Below are 15,697 nucleotides of genomic sequence, written 5' to 3'. Positions count from 1 at the left end.
GGTCAGTTCTCCCAGATCTTGAAGGCCCTGACCTGGTACGGGGACCGGGGCACCCAGGTGCCGCCGCCCGGATAGGTCTCGAACTCACCGGTCTCGGCGCATTCCGCCGACTGGTACGTGGTGACGGGGCGGCCGGTGCGGTTGGCGAGCGCCTGGACCCTGCTGCCCTTCGGCAGCGGGACACAGCTCTCGATGTCGGTCGTGGACAGCTCATGGGTCCGGCGGGTGCCGGTGAAGTCCGGCGCGTCCCAGAGGCAGAGCTGGCCGGCGGCACAGGACCCGAGCCCGACGGCCGCGGAGTGGGCCGCGGTCTGCGGGATCAGCGCGGTGGCGGCCAGGGAAGCGGCGGCCAGGGTGGTGGCAAGAACGGTCGTACGCATGGAAGTCGTCCCCCGTGGTGGTGCGAATCAGTTGCATGCACCCTGACCTGCGGAGCAAGGCCCGGGGAAGGGGCCGCGGGCCACACCACCCTGATAGGCGACAGCCCCGCCGGAAGGGTCCGGCGGGGCTGTTGTACGCACTGTGTTGACGCGTGGGCGCGGAGCCCGGGGCGTCGTCGCGGCGGCCGGTCAGATGTGACCGGCGCCCGCGCCCGCCTCGGCGTTCGCACCGCGCTTGGTGAGCGTGGCGACCAGCGCGGCGACCACCGCGACGATGCCGGCGACCATGAACGCCGTGCTCATCCCTGACACGAAGGTGTCATGGGCGACGCCCGCGATCTTCCCCGCGATCTCCGGCGGAACGTTCCCGTCGACCGGCGGGATGCCGACCTCGACGGCCGAGGACGCCTGGTCCAGCTGCTGCGGGCTGAGCGGCGGGAGCTCCGCCGCCTTCCAGTTGTCGGCCAGCTTGGAGTCGACCTGGGACGCCATGACGGCGCCGAGCACCGCCGTACCGAGGCTGCCGCCGACCTGCATGGCGGCCTGCTGCAGACCACCCGCGACGCCGGAGAGCTCCATGGGGGCGTTGCCGACGATGACCTCGGTGGCGCCGACCATCACCGGGGCGAGGCCGAGGCCGAGCAGACCGAACCAGACCGACATGGTCAGGGTGCCGGTGCCGATGTCCAGCTGGGACATGCCGAACATGGCGACCGCCGTGCACACCATGCCGCCGACCAGCGGAACCCGCGGGCCGAACTTGGTGATCATGGCGCCGGCGAGCGGCGAGGCGACGATCATCATGCCGGTCAGCGGCAGCAGGTGCAGACCGCTGTCGACGGGGCTCAGACCGTGCACGTTCTGGAGGTAGAAGGTGACGAAGAACAGCCCGCCCATGAACGCGAAGGCCATCAGCACCATCAGGACCGCGCCCGCGGACAGCGGCACGGACCGGAACATCGCGAGCGGGATCAGCGGTTCCCGGACGTTCTTCTGGGAGACGGCGAAGACCACGAACAGGGCCACGGCGGCGCCCAGGAAGCCGAGCGTCTTGTAGTCGCCCCAGCCCCACTCGGAGCCCTTGATGAGCGCCCAGATCAGGCAGAACATGGCCTGCGACAGCAGCACGATGCCGCCGATGTCGAAGGAACGCGGCGCGTTCTCGGCGCGGTGGTCCTTGAGGATCACCAGGCCCAGCACCAGCGCGATCACACCGACCGGCACATTGATGAAGAAGACGGACTGCCAGCTGACGTGCTCGACGAGCACGCCTCCGAGGATCGGACCACCCGCGGTCGAGGCACCGATCACCATGCCCCAGATGCCGATCGCCATGTTCAGCTTCTCGGCCGGGAAGGTGGCGCGCAGCAGGCCGAGCGCGGCGGGCATCAGCAGGGCGCCGAAGAGGCCCTGGAGCACCCGGAACACGATCACCAGGGCGACGCTGTCGGACAGGCCGATCGCCCCGGATGCCGCGGCGAAGCCCACGACGCCTATCAGGAAGGTCTGGCGGTGACCGAACCGGTCACCGAGTTTGCCCGCGGTGATCAGGGAGACCGCGAGGGCGAGCATGTAGCCGTTGGTGATCCACTGGACGTCTGCGAGCGAGGCGTGCAGGTCCTGCTGGATGGCGGGGTTGGCGATCGCGACGATCGTGCCGTCGAGCGCGACCATCATCACGCCGATGGCCACGGAGAAGAGCGTCAGCCAGGGGTGGCCGCGCAGCCCCTTGGCAGGTGCGGGAGCGGCGGTTTCCTGCGGCTCCCGCGACGCCTTGTCGACGGTGGTCTGACTAGTCATACTCGGGAGATTAGTGTCAGTCTCTGACAGTTGACAAACTATTTCACAAGTCGGTAACTGTCACGTAGCTCACAGGTACGCTGAGCTGGGACAAAGCAGGAGAAAGAAGGCCGGTTAAGTGACCGATGGGCAGCGGGCCGCGCATCCGACCGGACTGCGCGAACGGAAGAAGCGACGCACCCGGGACGCCCTGCTGCACGCCGCCCTCGATCTTTTCACCACCCAGGGGTACGCCGAGACCACCGTCGACGAGATCGTCGACGCGGTCGAGGTCTCCCAGCGCACCTTCTTCCGCTACTTCGCTTCCAAGGAGGAGGCCGCCTTCGCCATCCAGGAGATGGTCGAGTCGCGCTTCCTCTCGGAGCTGCGTCGGCGTCCCGCCGCGGAGGCCCCGTTCGAGGCGATGCGCAGCGCGGCCCTCTGCGCCTGGAACAGCATCGGTGAGGCGATCGAGGAGATCGTCACGGTCGAACTCCACATGCGTACGTACCGGATGATCGAATCGACGCCCTCGCTGCTCGCCGCCCATCTGCGACGGTGCAGCGACCTGGAGAACCAGGTCGCGCTGCTGATCGCCGCGCGCGAGGGACTCGACGTGGACGAGGACCCGCGGCCGAGGGTCGCCGTGGCCGCGTTCTGCGGAGTGATGCGGGTGAGCAGTCAGCTCTGGGGGCGGGGCCGGGACGCCGATGTGGATTCGCTGCGCGCCCTGACCGAGGCGTACCTGGACCAGCTCGGACCGGCGCTGGCCGGCAACTGGCGGGCGGACGCAGATTCGGCGTGACGACGGGACCGGCATGAATACAGGACCCGTCCGATGTGCCGTATACCTCACTGCCGCGGCATGACCGACTTCACAACGGCCGCGCCCCAGCGGCCACATGTGACGCCCCGGAGGCGTTCCGCGCGCCTGAGCGTGCGTGTGACAACCACACAGCGTGAAAAGCATGCGCTCGAATTCCCCGCAGCCGAGTGATGTGCGTCACCCTCTTCGCGGCTGCCGTCGCGCGTCTCCTAATGTGGGCCGGAGTGACTTCCTTCGACTCCTCCCCCACGCTCACCGCTTGGCGCGCACTGCTCGCCGTCGCGGTCGTGTTCGTGATGCTGGCGACCACTGGCTGGACCGCCGTACGTCATCAACACTCCGACGAGCCACGCACCGTCGCACTCGCCGCCTGGGCACGGGGCCGGGTGGCGGGTCATGCGCTGCCGGACGCCGACGCGCCGCCGTACCGGCTGGCCCGTTTCTTCGCCACGCTCACGGCCGCGCAGCGCGCCGGACTGGCCGACAAGTACCCCTTGGTCGTGGGCAATTTGAACGGCGCCCCGGTCACCCTGCGCTACCGCGCCAATCGGCTGGCCGTGGTGCAGGCGCGGCAGGTCGAGCGGCGGCGCATGCACGATGTGCGGCTCTCCCCCGACGGCCGCGCCGAGGCGGTCCGCCGGATGAACCGCTTCGACTCGATGCTCGACCGCGGTCGCCACTTCCTCGCCTTCGACCCGTCCGGGAAGGGCCGCGCCGCGGAGGTGTTCGGCAGTCTCGACCGGGCCGACCGGATCTCCGTGATCGTCCCCGGCGTCGACACCAATCTGCTGACGCTGGAGCGGTCCGCGCCCAAGGTGAACGCCGCCCCGGTCGGCATGGCGAAGTCGCTGTACGCGGCGGAGCGCGCCGCGCGCCCCGGCACCCGTACCGCCGTCATCGCCTGGGCCGACTACACCACGCCCGCCGGTATCGGCATGGACGCGGCCCTGGGCAACCTCGCCGAGCGCGGGGCGGTGCGGCTGAACGCGCTGGTGGGCGCGCTGCCCGGGGACGCCCCGGTCTCGCTGTTCTGCCACAGCTACGGCTCGGTGCTGTGCGGGGTCGCCGCACATGAACTGCCCTCCAGGGTCGGCGACATCGCGGTGGCCGGCAGCCCCGGCATGCGGGTGGAGAACGCCGCGCAGTTGCACACCGGAGCCAGGGTGTGGGCGATGCGGGACCGCGACGACTGGATCCAGGACGTACCGAACCTGGAGCTCGGCGGCCTGGGCCACGGGGCCGACCCGGTCGACCCGGGCTTCGGCGCGCGTATCGTCTCGGCGGGCGACGCGGTCGGGCACAGCGGCTATTTCGAGCCGGGTACCGAAAGCCTCGGCAACTTCGCCGCCATCGGCGTGGGCGCCTACGAATCGGTGAGCTGCGCGGTCTCCGACAGCGGCTGCCACGAACGAATCAGCGGAAGCCAGGGCATCTGACGGGCGCAGGGGACCTGGCGGACCATCGACCGCAGCCTGCTCCGAGGGGGGACGTATGAGGCAAGTGCCGCATACGATGAGGCACATGGGTGATGTGCTGGCCGGAATTCATGCCACCTGGGAGTTCGACACCGACTCCGTGCTCATCCGCTTCGAACGGGGAATCCGCACACCGAAGCTCTTCCAGAGCCTTCGTGAACGACGCGTCCCGCACGCGGCGCTGTCGTCGGTGACGCTGACCCCGGGCAAGCGGGGCACGGTGGTCCTGCGTGCCGTGCCGAGACGGGGCGCCGACCCGTTGGTCGAGGCCGCGGCGGGGCAGCTGAAGGACGGCTGCGATCCGTACCGGCTGGTGCTCCCCGCCGAGCGCGAGACGCTGGCCGAGTACTACGCGGACGAACTGCGTGCCCGGCTGGGCCCCGACGCGGCGGAGCCCGCCGAACGGTTCCTGGTCGCGGCGCCCGAGGCGCCGATGCAGTTCAAGGCGTACGACGGCCGGGCCGGCTTCGACGGGCACCGGGTCTCCTTCCGCTGGTTCTGGACGGGCGCCTCCACGGCGAAGTGGAAGGCCGGCGACCAGACGTTTCCGGTGACGGAGCTGAGCGGTGTCGAGTGGCGCTCGCCGGAGGCGTTCGAGGGCTATCTGCGGCTGGTGCCCAGGGGCCTGGAGAACGCGGTCCCGGGACCGGGCACGGGCGCGGACCCCACCCGGAGCAGCGGTGCGGGCATGGTCGCGGATCCGGGCGCGGTGCAGTGCCCGCAGCCGGTGGCGCCCCGCCCCACCCGGGCCGATCAGGACCCGGCCGCGGTGGTCTTCGGTCTCGGCTACGGCCCTGTGCACGAGTCGCTGCCGTTCGCCGCGGCCGTGCTGGAATCGGTGCGCAGGAACCATTCCACTGCCGCCGTGCCCGCGGCCGTCCTGGCGGGCCCGGGACGGCGCGACCCCGCGGACATCGCGGAGCGGATCCGGCACCTCGGGGAGCTGCACCAGGCCGGTCTGGTGACGGACGACGAGTTCAGCGCCAAGAAGGCCCAACTGCTCGCCGAGTTGTAGGGCCTTGCGGCCTGTCGGCCCGATCGGCCGGTAGTACCCCCGTACGAGAGGGGCGGCGGCGAACCGGAACCCGGGTATGACGCCACCGGGCCGGTCCGCTCCCTAGGCTGATGCGGCCATGACCACATCCCCGCCCCGCACCCCGCCCGGGGCGCCGCCGCGCCCGCAGCCCGCCGCCGACGGCCTGGTGAGCGCCGCCCGCCGCAATCTGCGCGAGATCGTCCACGGGCTCTCCCACCCGTCCCATCCCCCGGTCCCGCCCCTGGCGGGGGCGCGCAAGCGGTGGCGGAGGCTGCTGCCGTACGTGGTCGTCCTCATCCTCGCGGCGATCTTCGTTCCGGTCACGCTCAATGTGCTGACCAACGAATACGGTATGGCCGAGGGACTGGCGGGCCTGCTGACCGTCGCCCAGACCGCGCCGCTGCTGATGCTGGCGCACCGCCCGTTGCAGGCGTGGTGGATCATCTTCCCCGCCGACATCGTGGGGGCGCTGGTACTGCTGCAGTACCCGGACCGGCCGATGGGCATCTGGCCGTGGCCCCCGCCCACGCTGATCTGCTACCTCTTCGTGATGCTGGCGGTGGCCCTGCGCGAGACCCGGCGGACCGTGGTCTCCGTCTGGGCGCTGACCGCCGCGGCGAGCCTGGTCCTGCACCTGACCGCCACTGACCGCAGCATCGCGGGGCTGCTCCCGGTGTTCGGTGCGGTGCCCGTAGTGATCGGTGCGGTGATCCGGGAACGGGGCGACGCACAGCGCCGGCTCGCCGAGCAGGAGACCATCAGCGAGGCCGAGCGGGCGCAGCGCACGCTGCTGGAGGAGCGCACCAGGATCGCCCGTGAGCTGCACGACGTGGTCGCGCACCACATGTCCGTGATCACGGTCCAGGCCGACTCCGCGCCCTACCGGATCAGCGGGCTGCCCGAGCAGGCGCGCGAGGAGTTCGAGGTGATCGCGGCGAGCGCGCGGGAGTCGCTGACGGAGATGCGGCGGCTGCTCGCGGTGCTGCGCAGCGACGGCACGGAGGGCGAGCGGGCACCGCAGCCGGGGCTCGACCGGGTGCAGCAGCTGGTGGAGGCGACAGTACGGGCGGGGCTGCCGGCCGAGCTGTCGCTCTCCGCTCAATTGCCGGACGTACCGCAGGCGGTGGACCTGTCGGCGTACCGGATCGTGCAGGAGGCGTTGGCGAACGTGATTCGGCACGCGCCCGGTGCGCGGACCCGGATATCGATCACGTCCGACGGCGCGCATCTGACCGTCCTGGTGGTCAACGACCGGGCGGAGCAGCCCGATTCGCCGCTGGAGACGACCGGGACCGGGCACGGCCTGGTCGGTATGCGCGAACGCGTACGGTTGACGGGCGGCACGCTGGACACCGGACCGCTGCCCGACGGCGGCTTCCGGGTGGCCGCGCGACTGCCCCTGACCCCTGTTACGCCCACGGCCTCGGAGGACTCTTGACCATCCGCGTGATCATCGTCGACGACCAGGCCATGGTGCGGGCGGGGTTCGCGGCGCTGCTCTCGGCGCAGAGCGACATCGATGTGGTCGGCGAGGCACCGGACGGACGCCAGGGCATCGACGTCAGCCGGAGCGTCCACCCGGACGTGGTCCTGATGGATGTCCGGATGCCCGAGATGGACGGCCTGGCGGCGGCCCGCGAGCTGCTGCACCCGCCGGTGGGGGTGGTGCACCGGCCGAAGGTCCTGATGCTCACCACGTTCGACGTGGACGACTACGTGTACGAGGCGCTGCGCGCCGGGGCGTCCGGCTTCCTGCTGAAGGACGCGCCGCCGGCCGACCTGATCTCGGCGGTGCGGGTGGTCGCGGCGGGCGAGGCGCTGCTCGCGCCGTCCGTGACGCGCCGCCTGATCGCGGACTTCGCCCGGCAGGGCCCGACCGGGGCCACCCGGAGCGGCCAGTCGCTGCGGCTGAACGGGCTGACTCCGCGCGAGACGGAGGTGCTGGAGCTGATCGCGCGGGGCCTGTCCAACCAGGAGATCGCGGGGAAGCTGGTGCTGGCCGAGCAGACGGTGAAGACGCACATCGGCCGGGTGCTGGCCAAGCTGGACCTGCGGGACCGGGCGCAGGCGGTGATCTTCGCGTACGAGGCGGGGGTGGTGGTGCCGGGCGAGGGGTGATGTCGTTTCTTTTATCCGCCTTCCATCCCCCGGCACCCGTTCCCCACAGCATCTACTTATCGAAGACAAACATGATGTGGTCGTCATCCAGGTACTTGATATCGACCTCGCAGCCTTTCTGTACCTTCGACGAGTAGAAGGCGGAAATGGTGTCCCTGCCTTCCACCTGCTTGACCACGCCGTCCTCGTGCCAGGAAAGCCGGTACGCTATGTTGGCGGATCCGCCGTCATTCGAACTGATGTAACGGACGTCCTCCACCAGGGCCCGAATATCCCGCCCCTTCGACCTGATCTCCTGGTTGCGGTGAAAAAGATAAACGATATAGGCAATGCTGCCCACGACGAGAACAACGGAAATAACGGCAACAAATATCATGGATGCACCCCTCGCATAAGCATCGCCATATCGTAGACCGATGCCCCCGGGGGAGGCGAACCGGCAGGCGATCGGATCCTCTGGTACCCGTCTGCCCGGAGCCCCTACTCCCTACCCCGGTATGACCTGGCACTTGGCCCCCTGGTGTGACGTCCCCGGGCCCGCCCTCTCCCTACCTTCCTCTCCGTCGCGCCGCACGGCGTGCGGGAGCCGGAACAGCCGGGCTCTCCGGCTCAGCCGGCTCAGCCGGAGAGGGAGGACGACGGGATGCGCCGTTACGCAAGGACCCTGGTCGCCGTCGCGCTGGCCACCACCGTGGTGACGGGGACGGCCGGTTGGGCGTCCGAGAACGCCCAGCAGGCCCTCACCGGGCCGCCCCCGGGCACCGCGTCCTGGCGCGCGGACCACGCACTCGGGCGGGAGCTGCCCGATCCCGGGCGGAGCACACCGGCCGAAGTGGCCCGGTTCTTCCGGGGGTTGACCGCCGCGCAGCAACAGGCCCTGGTCGTACGCCATCCGCTCGTCGTCGGCAATCTGGACGGCGTCCCCGTCGAGTTGCGCTACCGGGCCAACGCCCTTTCCCTGCGGGCCGGTCACGATCCCCGGTACGCCCACCTCGGAGAGGGCCGGGGGCGACAGATCCTCGCGTTCGACCCGCGTGGACGCGGTCAGGTCGCCGAGGTCTTCGGGGACCTGCGCACCGCGCGTCATGTCGCGGTCGTGGTGCCGGGCTCGGACATCGACGCGGGGACCTTCGACCGTACGAAGGATGTGTACGGCACTCCGACCGGCATGGCGAAGGCCCTGTACGCCCGGACCGGGCCCGGCAGTGCCGTCATCGCCTGGGCCGGGTACACCACCCCCGTGGGCCTCGGCATCGATGCCGCGACGGGCTCGCTCGCCGAGGCGGGGGCGGACCGGCTGGCCCGGTTCACGGACGGCCTCGCGGCCGACGGCATGCCCGCGCCCGCCGTGTTCTGCCACAGCTACGGCTCCGTCGTGTGCGGGCTCGCCGCGTCCCGGCTGCGCGCCACGGATCTGGTCGTCCTCGGCTCGCCCGGGATGCGCGCGGACGACGTCGCCGATCTGCGCACCGGCGCCCGGGTCTGGGCCGCGAAGGACGCCACGGACTGGATCGGCAACGTGCCGAACGTCGAGGTGGCGGGGCTGGGCCACGGCCCCGACCCGGCCGCCCCGGAGTTCGGCGCACGCCGCGTCCCGGCCGACGACGCCCGCGGCCACACCGGCTACTTCGCCCCGGGCACGGACTCGCTCCGCGCCTTCGCCGCGATCACCGAGGGCAAGGCGCGGTGAGCCCCGGGGCGGAAGGCTCAATGAGCCCGGGGCGACTGCCCCGCCCCGTACCGGCTACTCGCGCGCGGCGGACGTCGAGCTCATGTCCGGGTACCGGTCCCCGGCCACCAGCCCCGCGATCGGCTCCAGCCGTGCCAGCTCCTCCGCGGTCAGCGTGAGCCGGGTGGCGGCCACGTTCTCCAGCAGTCGGCTGCTCTTGCGGGTGCCCGGGATCGGCACCACGGTCAGCCCGTGCACCTGGGCCCGCTGCTGCACCCAGGCGAGCGCCACCTGAGCGGCCGACGCACCGTGCGCCGCCGCGATCTTGTGGACGGGCTCCAGCAGGGCGGCGTTCTTCTTCGCGTTGTCGCCGGTGAAGCGGGGCTGGTACCTCCGGAAGTCGCCCTCCGACAGCTCCTTGGACGCGTCCGTGAACGCCCCGGTCAGGAAGCCCCGGCCGAGCGGCGAGTACGGCACGACGGTCACCCCGAGCTCGACGGCGGCCGGTACGGCGCTGCGCTCGACGTCCCGGCTGAAGAGCGACCACTCCGACTGGAGGGCGGCGATCGGGTGCACCGCGTACGCCTCGCGCAGCTCCGCACCGGTCACCTCGCTCAGCCCGAGCTGCTTGACCTTGCCCTGCTGGACCAGCTCGGCCATCGCGCCGACGGACTCGGCCAGCGGGACGTCAGGGTTGCGGCGGTGCATGTAGTAGAGGTCGATGACGTCGGTGCCCAGCCGCCGCAGGCTGTCCTCGACGGCCTTGCGGATGTACGCGGGGTCGTTGCGCACTCCCCGGTAGTGCTCGTCGTCTTCCTTGCGCTCTATGGCGAACTTCGTGGCGAGCGTGATCTCGTCGCGGTGCGCCCCGACGAACGGGGCGAGGAAGGTCTCGTTGGCGCCGAGGCCGTACACATCCGCGGTGTCGAAGAGGGTGACGCCCGCCGCCAGCGCCGTCTCCAGCGTCTCGCGGGCGGAAGGCTCATCGGTGTCGCCGTAGAACTCGCTCATGCCCATGCAGCCGAGTCCCTGCACGCCGACCTGCGGGCCGCCGTTGCCGAGCTCCACGGTGGTGATCTTGTCGTCAGACATCAGGCACTGGGCCTTTCCGGCGCCCGTCGGGCGCTCGCATAGAAGTCGATCTTGTGGTCGAGCACGGCCAGGGTGTCCTGGAGCTCCGCGATCCGCGTCCTCACGTCGCGGCGGGTCGCCTCCAGCAGCTCCTGCCGTTCCTCGAAGGTGTGCTCGCCCTCGCGCAGCAGCTCTGCGTACCGGACCATGTCGGCGACCGGCATCCCGGTCAGCCGCAGCTTGCCGACGAAGGCCAGCCAGTCCAGATCGCGGTTGGTGAAGCGGCGCTGGCCGGTGTGGGACCGGTCGACGTGCGGCATCAGCCCGATCCGCTCGTACCAGCGCAGGGTGTGCGCGGTGAGCCCGGTGAAGGCCGCGACCTCACTGATGGTGTACCGGTCCTGACCCTCGGGACGCGGATGCGCCTGCGGGGCCGCGGCGCAGACGTCCACCTTCGTCGAAGTGCTCTCCATCACCGTCATGCCCTCCACGCTAGAACCTTGGAGTGCACTCGAAGCAAGCGCAATCGGGGGCGGAATCCTCGTGCGTCCCGTCTCGGGGCCACGCTAGGATCAAGAAATTTCGATGCGGGGGGGGGCATCATGGTGCGACGATCCAGTCAGCGCGAACGTCTTCGGCGCGTGTCCGAAAGACATCGGGGCGCGGGACGGCCGGAATCCAGCGGGAATGCCACTCGGACGGCGATGGTAGCGGCGGTTCTGACCGGTATATCCGCTGTGATAGTGAGCTTCATCACCGGTCTGGGGTCATCTCTTCAGGGAATCATCACCGACACACTGTTCGACGAGAAGAAACCGGCCGCTTCGGCCCCGCCCCACGCGGACCCGTCGACGCCGATCACAGTGGTGGTCCTGCCAGAGGAAGGCGGCACCTATTTGGTTTCCGAGAAAAGGGCCACAAGCGCCGAGGACAAGGCGGTGCTGACCGGCGAGTCGACTCCGGAGACATGGAACCGCCTGCTCCGCAAGATCGGGGCGGTCACCCTCAACAAGACCGCCTACACGGTGACCGTCACCAACGCGTCCTCCTCGCCGGTCAGGGTGGTGAACATCGTCCCCGTGATCACACGACGCAGCAAAGCGATCGACACCACAATGATCGTTCCCCTCGGGGGCATGGAATCGGAGAGCATCCCGGTCGAACTGAACCTGGACAACCGGTACCCCAAGTTCACGCAGAAGGGAAAGCCCTACTTCACCCGACAATCGCAGGTACTCGAACCCGGAGACGGTTTCGTCATGTCCGTGGAGTCGAAACTGCTGGGCAGGGAGTACGTCGAATACCACCTGCGGGTGGATTACATCGACAACAAAGGCAGCAAGCACTCCCTCCAGGTGAAGGACCCCAATCCAGTCATGGGCAGCTTCCGCGTTTCCGGAAGTGTCGAAGATAAGGAATACACCGACTATTGGGGCGCCAACAAAGAGGGAACGGGGCGCAGGCTGTACAGCGTGGAAGAAAGGAAGTAGCCCAGGCGGGGACGGAGGCGTTCGACCCCGCCCGTTACGCTCGTACGCATGCAGAGCCTGGCGATGATCGACAACTGGCCCGTCCCCACCGCGGCGGCTGCCGTCGTACGAGCGGACGGCACCGTTCTCGGTACGCACGGCCCGACCGCGCACCGATTCCCGCTCGCCTCCGTCACCAAGCCGATCGCGGCCTACGCGGCGCTGGTGGCGTACGAGGAGGGCGCGGTCGAGCTCGACGAGCCGGCAGGTCCGGAAGGGGCCACCGTCCGGCACCTGCTCGCGCACACCAGCGGGCTCGCCTTCGACGAGCACCGTGCGACGGCCGCGCCCGGCACCCGCCGGCTCTACTCCAACGCGGGCTTCGAGGTGCTCGGCGACCACATCGCCAAGGCCACCGACATCCCGTTCCCGGAGTACGTGCGCCAGGCGGTGCTGGAACCGCTGGGCATGACGGCGACCGCGGTGGACGGCTCGCCCGCCAAGGACGGGGTCTCGACCGTCGACGACCTCGTACGGTTCGCGGCGGAGGTGCAGGTGCCCCAGCTGCTCGACCCGCACACGGTGCTGGCCGCGCAGACCGTCGTACACCCGGGCCTGAAGGGCGTACTGCCGGGCTACGGTCACCAGAACCCCAACGACTGGGGGCTCGGCTTCGAGATCCGCGACTCCAAGTCGCCGCACTGGACGGGCGGTTCCTCGTCGCCCGCGACCTTCGGGCACTTCGGGCAGTCGGGCACGTTCCTGTGGATCGACCCGGTCGCGGGCGCGGCGTGCATCGCGCTGACCGACCGGGCCTTCGGCCCGTGGGCAGCGGAAGTGTGGCCGCCGTTCACGGACGCGGTGCTCGCGGAGCTCCGCTCCGGTCACTGAGAGAGATCATCCGTCGGCCGCCTTCGCGGCCAGGCACTCGAACCACACCGTCTTGCCGCGCCCGTCCCGGCGCGGCTCCACACCCCACCTGTCGGCGAGAGCGGCAACCAGCAGCAACCCCCGCCCACCCTCGTCGAGTTCGTCCCCCACGGCCATCCTCGGCACGTCCGGACAGTCGTCAGCGACCTCGACGCGCACGCCCCCGGCCGGGAGCAGGAAGATGAACGTCTGGCAGCGACGGCCGGGCACGTGCCGCACCACGTTCGCGATCAGCTCGGTCAGCGCCAGCTCCGCCGCGTCGGCCAGGTCGAGGAGTTCCCAGCCGGTGAGGTAGAGGTGCAGGATGCGGCGCAGATGCCGTGCGGAGTGCTCACCCACCGCGAAGTCGGCGTGATAGGTCGGTTCCACGCTGTCCGGTGGCGGAGCAGTTACGTGATTCATGTCACCAGCGTGCAGCGGTTTGGTTACGCTCGGCTACGTACGGAAACGAACGCCGCGAGGCGTTGAACGCCGGAGGTGCCCCGCCGTGGCCAACATCCATACGCTCGACCCGAGCGCTTCTCCACTGGATTACTACGGCTGGGAGTTGCGCCGCCAGAGAGAGGCCCACGGTCTCAAACAAGGTCAGCTCGGCGACCTCATCTTCTGCACCGGTTCCCTCATCGGCCAGATCGAGACCACGAAGAAGGTGCCCACCCGCGACTTCTCCGAGCGCGTGGACGCGGCACTCGGTACGGACGGCGTGTTCTCCCGCCTCGTCGGTCTGGTCCTGCGCAGCCAGCTGCCGACGTGGTTCCAGCCCTATGCGGACATGGAGGCCCGCGCGACGTACATCTCCACGTACCAGGCACAGTTGGTGTACGGGCTGTTGCAGACGGAGGAGTACGCGCGGGCCCTGATCGCTGTCGACCACCCGGGCAAGGTCGACGAGATGGTGGCGGCGCGCCTGGACCGTCAGCGAATCCTCGGGGGCGAGAATTCGCCCGCCCTGTGGGTCATCCTGAGCGAGGCCGCGCTGCTCCAGGAGGTCGGCGGGCGCGACGTCATGCGTGAGCAACTGGCACGGCTGTTGGACTTCCGCGACGACCCCTGGGTGCAGGTCCAGGTGCTTCCTTTCGCCGTCGGCCAGCACACGGGAATGATGGGGTCGTTCAACCTGCTCAGGTTCGAGGACGACCCCGATCTCTTCTACGTGGAGAGCTACGACCAAGGGCACATGACCCCCAATCCCCAGGTGATCAAGGAACGTTCGGTCGGCTACGCTCGCTTGCAAGCCACAGCCCTCTCCCCCGAGGACTCGGCGACACTGATCGCTCGTGTGATGGAGGAACGCTATGGGGACCAGTCATGACCTGACCGGAGCACAGTGGCGTAAGTCGTCGTACAGCGGCACCAGCGGCGGCGACTGCGTCGAGTGCACCGTCACCGGTGGCGCCGCGTGGCGCAAGTCCAGTTACAGCGGAAACACCGGCGGCGAGTGCCTCGAAGTGATCGACGGCCTCCCCTGCGCCGTGCCCGTCCGCGACAGCAAGAACCCCGACGGGCCGGTCCTGATGATCGGGGCCGCCGCCTGGCGGTCCTTCGTGGACGGGCTCGTCTGACACCGCCGCGACACATCCGTACGACCCAGGGGGTCGGGGACGACCGACCGTCGTCCCCGGGCCCCTTCGTCTTCGTCAGACGAGCGGTTCGATCATGTGGGTCCGGCGCTGGGACCGCGTGGCCGCGTCACCCGACCAGGCCGTCCGGTTCGGGTCGAGACCCACACCGTTGGTGAGGCCGAGACGGGCGACCACGGCGTTGTGCTCGGTGCAGGCCTGCCACAACGGATCGATGAATTCGTTCTGCAACTCCGCCTGCGTGACAGCCACCCCGGCGCTGACCTTCGTGTCGATGAAGTCGTAGACGTGATCCAGCTGTTCCGAGCGGGGCGTGATGGAACCGTCTTCGGCGAAGTTGAGGTCCGGTCCGCTGCTGCCCGGGTCGTCGCTCCTGACCGCTGGTTCGGGGCCGAGGGCGAAATTGGCCGGAACGTTCTTCAGCGCCTTGGAGACGGAGGCGAGCTGGTTGTTGTTCGTCGTGAACGCCGTCGGGGCGACCGGCGCCAGAGCCGTCACGACGTCGGTCAGCTGGGTCTGGGTGAGGAGACCGGCGAATTTTTCGAGCAGCGACTTGGGCACGATGTGGTGCAAGGTGTGCACGAGCGCATTGCCCGGGTTGGCCTTCTTCGCATCGGCCAGGGCGTTCTTGGTCGGGTTGTTCTTCCAGTCGCCGGCACGCTGGACCGGTGTCTCCGTGGTCGGGGACACGCCTGGTCCGGGGGTCTCCCGGTCGCTGGGGGCCTGGCTCCGCACCGGTCCTGACATGACCCGGCGGGCGTTCTGCTCCGCAGCCCGTTCGTAGGTGTCCGAGGGGTCGGAAATCCGCAGGCCCGCGCCGTTGTCGGTGCCGGAGACAGCGCCCTGCCGCTGCTGGATGACGTGGGTCAGCTCGTGGGCGAGGGTGTGTTTGTCGCCTCCGCCGTGGCCGACGACGACATGGTGGCCGGACGTGTAGGCGCGGGCACCGACCTCGGCGGCCGAGGCGCGGGCAGCGCCGTTGTCGTGAATGCGTACGTCGGAGAAGTCGGCGCCGAGACGGGCCTCCATCTCCTCCCGGAGCCCGGCACCCATGGGCTTGCCGCCGGTGCGCAGGACGTCGTGGACGGCGGAGCGCTGTACGTCGTGCTGGTGCTCCTCGTGCTGCTGCTCTTCGTGCTGTGCCCAGGGGTGGCCCGCCTGCCGGAGCAGCTGGACGACTGCGGCATTCCCCAGGGTGCCCTGCAGGGCAAGCGGCGTGTGTGCGGGGAACTCGCTCGCGTCCGGGCTCCTCTCCGGCGTACGCGCGCGAGCGGAATCGTGGGTGCCGCCGCCGAGGGCGCGGTCGGAGTCGCGTGCGCGCATCAGAAGCCTTCCGGAGGGGTGCACAGGGTTCATCCCCTCCA

At 69.8% G+C, this 15,697-nt stretch carries 17 protein-coding genes; 10 read left to right on the top strand and 7 right to left on the bottom strand.

All coding sequences use genetic code 11. The features are described from left to right. Nucleotides 1-2: 2 nt before the first annotated feature. Together OG611_RS14915 and OG611_RS14910 are read right to left on the bottom strand one after the other, a co-directional pair. The gene (locus tag OG611_RS14915) at nt 3-380 is read right to left on the bottom strand and encodes a peptidase inhibitor family I36 protein (RefSeq protein ID WP_266419638.1); all 378 of its coding nucleotides are present in this window, start codon (nt 378-380) and stop codon (nt 3-5) included. Between the two features lie 189 nt (nt 381-569). Next, nucleotides 570-2,180 carry an MFS transporter gene (locus tag OG611_RS14910; protein WP_266419635.1) on the bottom strand — a complete coding sequence of 537 codons (1,611 nt, stop codon included), beginning with the start codon at nt 2,178-2,180 and terminating at the stop codon, nt 570-572. 118 nt (nt 2,181-2,298) lie between these two features. Between OG611_RS14910 and OG611_RS14905 the strand changes: the two genes are divergently transcribed. The 5 genes from OG611_RS14905 (at nt 2,299) to OG611_RS14885 (ending at nt 7,614) form a co-directional block, all read left to right on the top strand. Further along, nucleotides 2,299-2,964, top strand: coding sequence for a TetR family transcriptional regulator (locus tag OG611_RS14905; RefSeq protein WP_266419632.1), 666 nt, complete (start codon nt 2,299-2,301; stop codon nt 2,962-2,964). A 245-nt stretch (nt 2,965-3,209) separates the two neighbouring features. Further along, on the top strand, nt 3,210-4,421 hold the full coding sequence (locus tag OG611_RS14900; protein WP_266419630.1) for an alpha/beta hydrolase: 1,212 nt from the start codon (nt 3,210-3,212) through the stop codon (nt 4,419-4,421). Nucleotides 4,422-4,506: 85 nt separating this feature from the next. After that, on the top strand, nt 4,507-5,475 hold the full coding sequence (locus tag OG611_RS14895; RefSeq protein WP_266419628.1) for a DUF4429 domain-containing protein: 969 nt from the start codon (nt 4,507-4,509) through the stop codon (nt 5,473-5,475). Nucleotides 5,476-5,593: 118 nt separating this feature from the next. Further along, the gene (locus OG611_RS14890) at nt 5,594-6,934 is read left to right on the top strand and encodes a sensor histidine kinase (RefSeq protein ID WP_266419624.1); all 1,341 of its coding nucleotides are present in this window, start codon (nt 5,594-5,596) and stop codon (nt 6,932-6,934) included. Continuing rightward, nucleotides 6,931-7,614: a response regulator transcription factor gene (locus tag OG611_RS14885; protein ID WP_266419621.1), complete on the top strand. Its 684-nt coding sequence runs from the start codon at nt 6,931-6,933 to the stop codon at nt 7,612-7,614. Before OG611_RS14890 ends, OG611_RS14885 begins: the two co-directional genes overlap by 4 nt. A 52-nt stretch (nt 7,615-7,666) precedes the next feature. Here the strand turns inward: OG611_RS14885 and OG611_RS14880 are convergent, their stop codons facing one another. After that, nucleotides 7,667-7,990, bottom strand: a complete 324-nt coding sequence (locus tag OG611_RS14880) for a hypothetical protein (protein WP_266419618.1) — start codon at nt 7,988-7,990, stop codon at nt 7,667-7,669. A 267-nt stretch (nt 7,991-8,257) separates the two neighbouring features. On the opposite strand from OG611_RS14880, the gene OG611_RS14875 reads away from it, so the two are divergent. Beyond that, nucleotides 8,258-9,304: an alpha/beta hydrolase gene (locus OG611_RS14875; RefSeq protein WP_266419615.1), complete on the top strand. Its 1,047-nt coding sequence runs from the start codon at nt 8,258-8,260 to the stop codon at nt 9,302-9,304. A gap of 54 nt (nt 9,305-9,358) precedes the next feature. On the opposite strand, the gene OG611_RS14870 is transcribed toward OG611_RS14875, so the two are convergent. Then, nucleotides 9,359-10,375 (bottom strand): aldo/keto reductase, encoded by a 1,017-nt coding sequence (locus OG611_RS14870; RefSeq protein WP_266419612.1) that lies wholly within the window; start codon nt 10,373-10,375, stop codon nt 9,359-9,361. Continuing rightward, nucleotides 10,375-10,836 (bottom strand): MerR family transcriptional regulator, encoded by a 462-nt coding sequence (locus OG611_RS14865; protein WP_266419609.1) that lies wholly within the window; start codon nt 10,834-10,836, stop codon nt 10,375-10,377. Before OG611_RS14865 ends, OG611_RS14870 begins: the two co-directional genes overlap by 1 nt. 261 nt (nt 10,837-11,097) lie before the next feature. Here OG611_RS14865 and OG611_RS14860 point away from each other — a divergent pair, with 261 nt between their 5' ends. Continuing rightward, nucleotides 11,098-11,844 carry a hypothetical protein gene (locus OG611_RS14860; RefSeq protein ID WP_266419607.1) on the top strand — a complete coding sequence of 249 codons (747 nt, stop codon included), beginning with the start codon at nt 11,098-11,100 and terminating at the stop codon, nt 11,842-11,844. A gap of 48 nt (nt 11,845-11,892) precedes the next feature. Further along, the gene (locus OG611_RS14855; protein ID WP_266419605.1) at nt 11,893-12,714 is read left to right on the top strand and encodes a serine hydrolase; all 822 of its coding nucleotides are present in this window, start codon (nt 11,893-11,895) and stop codon (nt 12,712-12,714) included. Nucleotides 12,715-12,720: 6 nt separating this feature from the next. Here OG611_RS14855 and OG611_RS14850 read toward each other — a convergent pair whose 3' ends face one another. Next, entirely contained in the window at nt 12,721-13,155 is a 435-nt protein-coding gene (locus OG611_RS14850; RefSeq protein WP_266419602.1) for an ATP-binding protein, read from the bottom strand. An 85-nt stretch (nt 13,156-13,240) separates the two neighbouring features. Between OG611_RS14850 and OG611_RS14845 the strand changes: the two genes are divergently transcribed. Both OG611_RS14845 and OG611_RS14840 read left to right on the top strand, forming a co-directional pair. Beyond that, the gene (locus OG611_RS14845) at nt 13,241-14,065 is read left to right on the top strand and encodes a helix-turn-helix transcriptional regulator (protein ID WP_266419600.1); all 825 of its coding nucleotides are present in this window, start codon (nt 13,241-13,243) and stop codon (nt 14,063-14,065) included. Further along, nucleotides 14,049-14,315: a DUF397 domain-containing protein gene (locus OG611_RS14840; protein WP_266419597.1), complete on the top strand. Its 267-nt coding sequence runs from the start codon at nt 14,049-14,051 to the stop codon at nt 14,313-14,315. The genes OG611_RS14845 and OG611_RS14840 overlap by 17 nt, the downstream gene beginning before the upstream one ends. Nucleotides 14,316-14,390: 75 nt before the next feature. On the opposite strand, the gene OG611_RS14835 is transcribed toward OG611_RS14840, so the two are convergent. Beyond that, the gene (locus OG611_RS14835; RefSeq protein ID WP_266419594.1) at nt 14,391-15,656 is read right to left on the bottom strand and encodes a DUF4157 domain-containing protein; all 1,266 of its coding nucleotides are present in this window, start codon (nt 15,654-15,656) and stop codon (nt 14,391-14,393) included. Between the last annotated feature and the right edge of the window lie 41 nt (nt 15,657-15,697).

The organism is Streptomyces sp. NBC_01363 (assembly GCF_026340595.1).
In the GTDB taxonomy this organism is placed as follows: domain Bacteria; phylum Actinomycetota; class Actinomycetes; order Streptomycetales; family Streptomycetaceae; genus Streptomyces.
Note: the sequence above shows the minus strand (reverse complement) of the source record. Positions and strands in the feature narration are given on the sequence as shown.

Excerpts from the sequence above, each read along its gene's own strand:
- OG611_RS14915 (WP_266419638.1), bottom strand. The coding sequence starts at position 380 with ATGCGTACGACCGTTCTTGCCACCACCCTGGCCGCCGCTTCCCTGGCC.
- OG611_RS14910 (WP_266419635.1), bottom strand. The coding sequence starts at position 2,180 with ATGACTAGTCAGACCACCGTCGACAAGGCGTCGCGGGAGCCGCAGGAA.
- OG611_RS14895 (WP_266419628.1), top strand. The coding sequence starts at position 4,507 with ATGGGTGATGTGCTGGCCGGAATTCATGCCACCTGGGAGTTCGACACC.
- OG611_RS14890 (WP_266419624.1), top strand. The coding sequence starts at position 5,594 with ATGACCACATCCCCGCCCCGCACCCCGCCCGGGGCGCCGCCGCGCCCG.
- OG611_RS14880 (WP_266419618.1), bottom strand. The coding sequence starts at position 7,990 with ATGATATTTGTTGCCGTTATTTCCGTTGTTCTCGTCGTGGGCAGCATT.
- OG611_RS14875 (WP_266419615.1), top strand. The coding sequence starts at position 8,258 with ATGCGCCGTTACGCAAGGACCCTGGTCGCCGTCGCGCTGGCCACCACC.
- OG611_RS14870 (WP_266419612.1), bottom strand. The coding sequence starts at position 10,375 with ATGTCTGACGACAAGATCACCACCGTGGAGCTCGGCAACGGCGGCCCG.
- OG611_RS14865 (WP_266419609.1), bottom strand. The coding sequence starts at position 10,836 with ATGACGGTGATGGAGAGCACTTCGACGAAGGTGGACGTCTGCGCCGCG.
- OG611_RS14855 (WP_266419605.1), top strand. The coding sequence starts at position 11,893 with ATGCAGAGCCTGGCGATGATCGACAACTGGCCCGTCCCCACCGCGGCG.
- OG611_RS14850 (WP_266419602.1), bottom strand. The coding sequence starts at position 13,155 with ATGAATCACGTAACTGCTCCGCCACCGGACAGCGTGGAACCGACCTAT.
- OG611_RS14840 (WP_266419597.1), top strand. The coding sequence starts at position 14,049 with ATGGGGACCAGTCATGACCTGACCGGAGCACAGTGGCGTAAGTCGTCG.
- OG611_RS14835 (WP_266419594.1), bottom strand. The coding sequence starts at position 15,656 with ATGCGCGCACGCGACTCCGACCGCGCCCTCGGCGGCGGCACCCACGAT.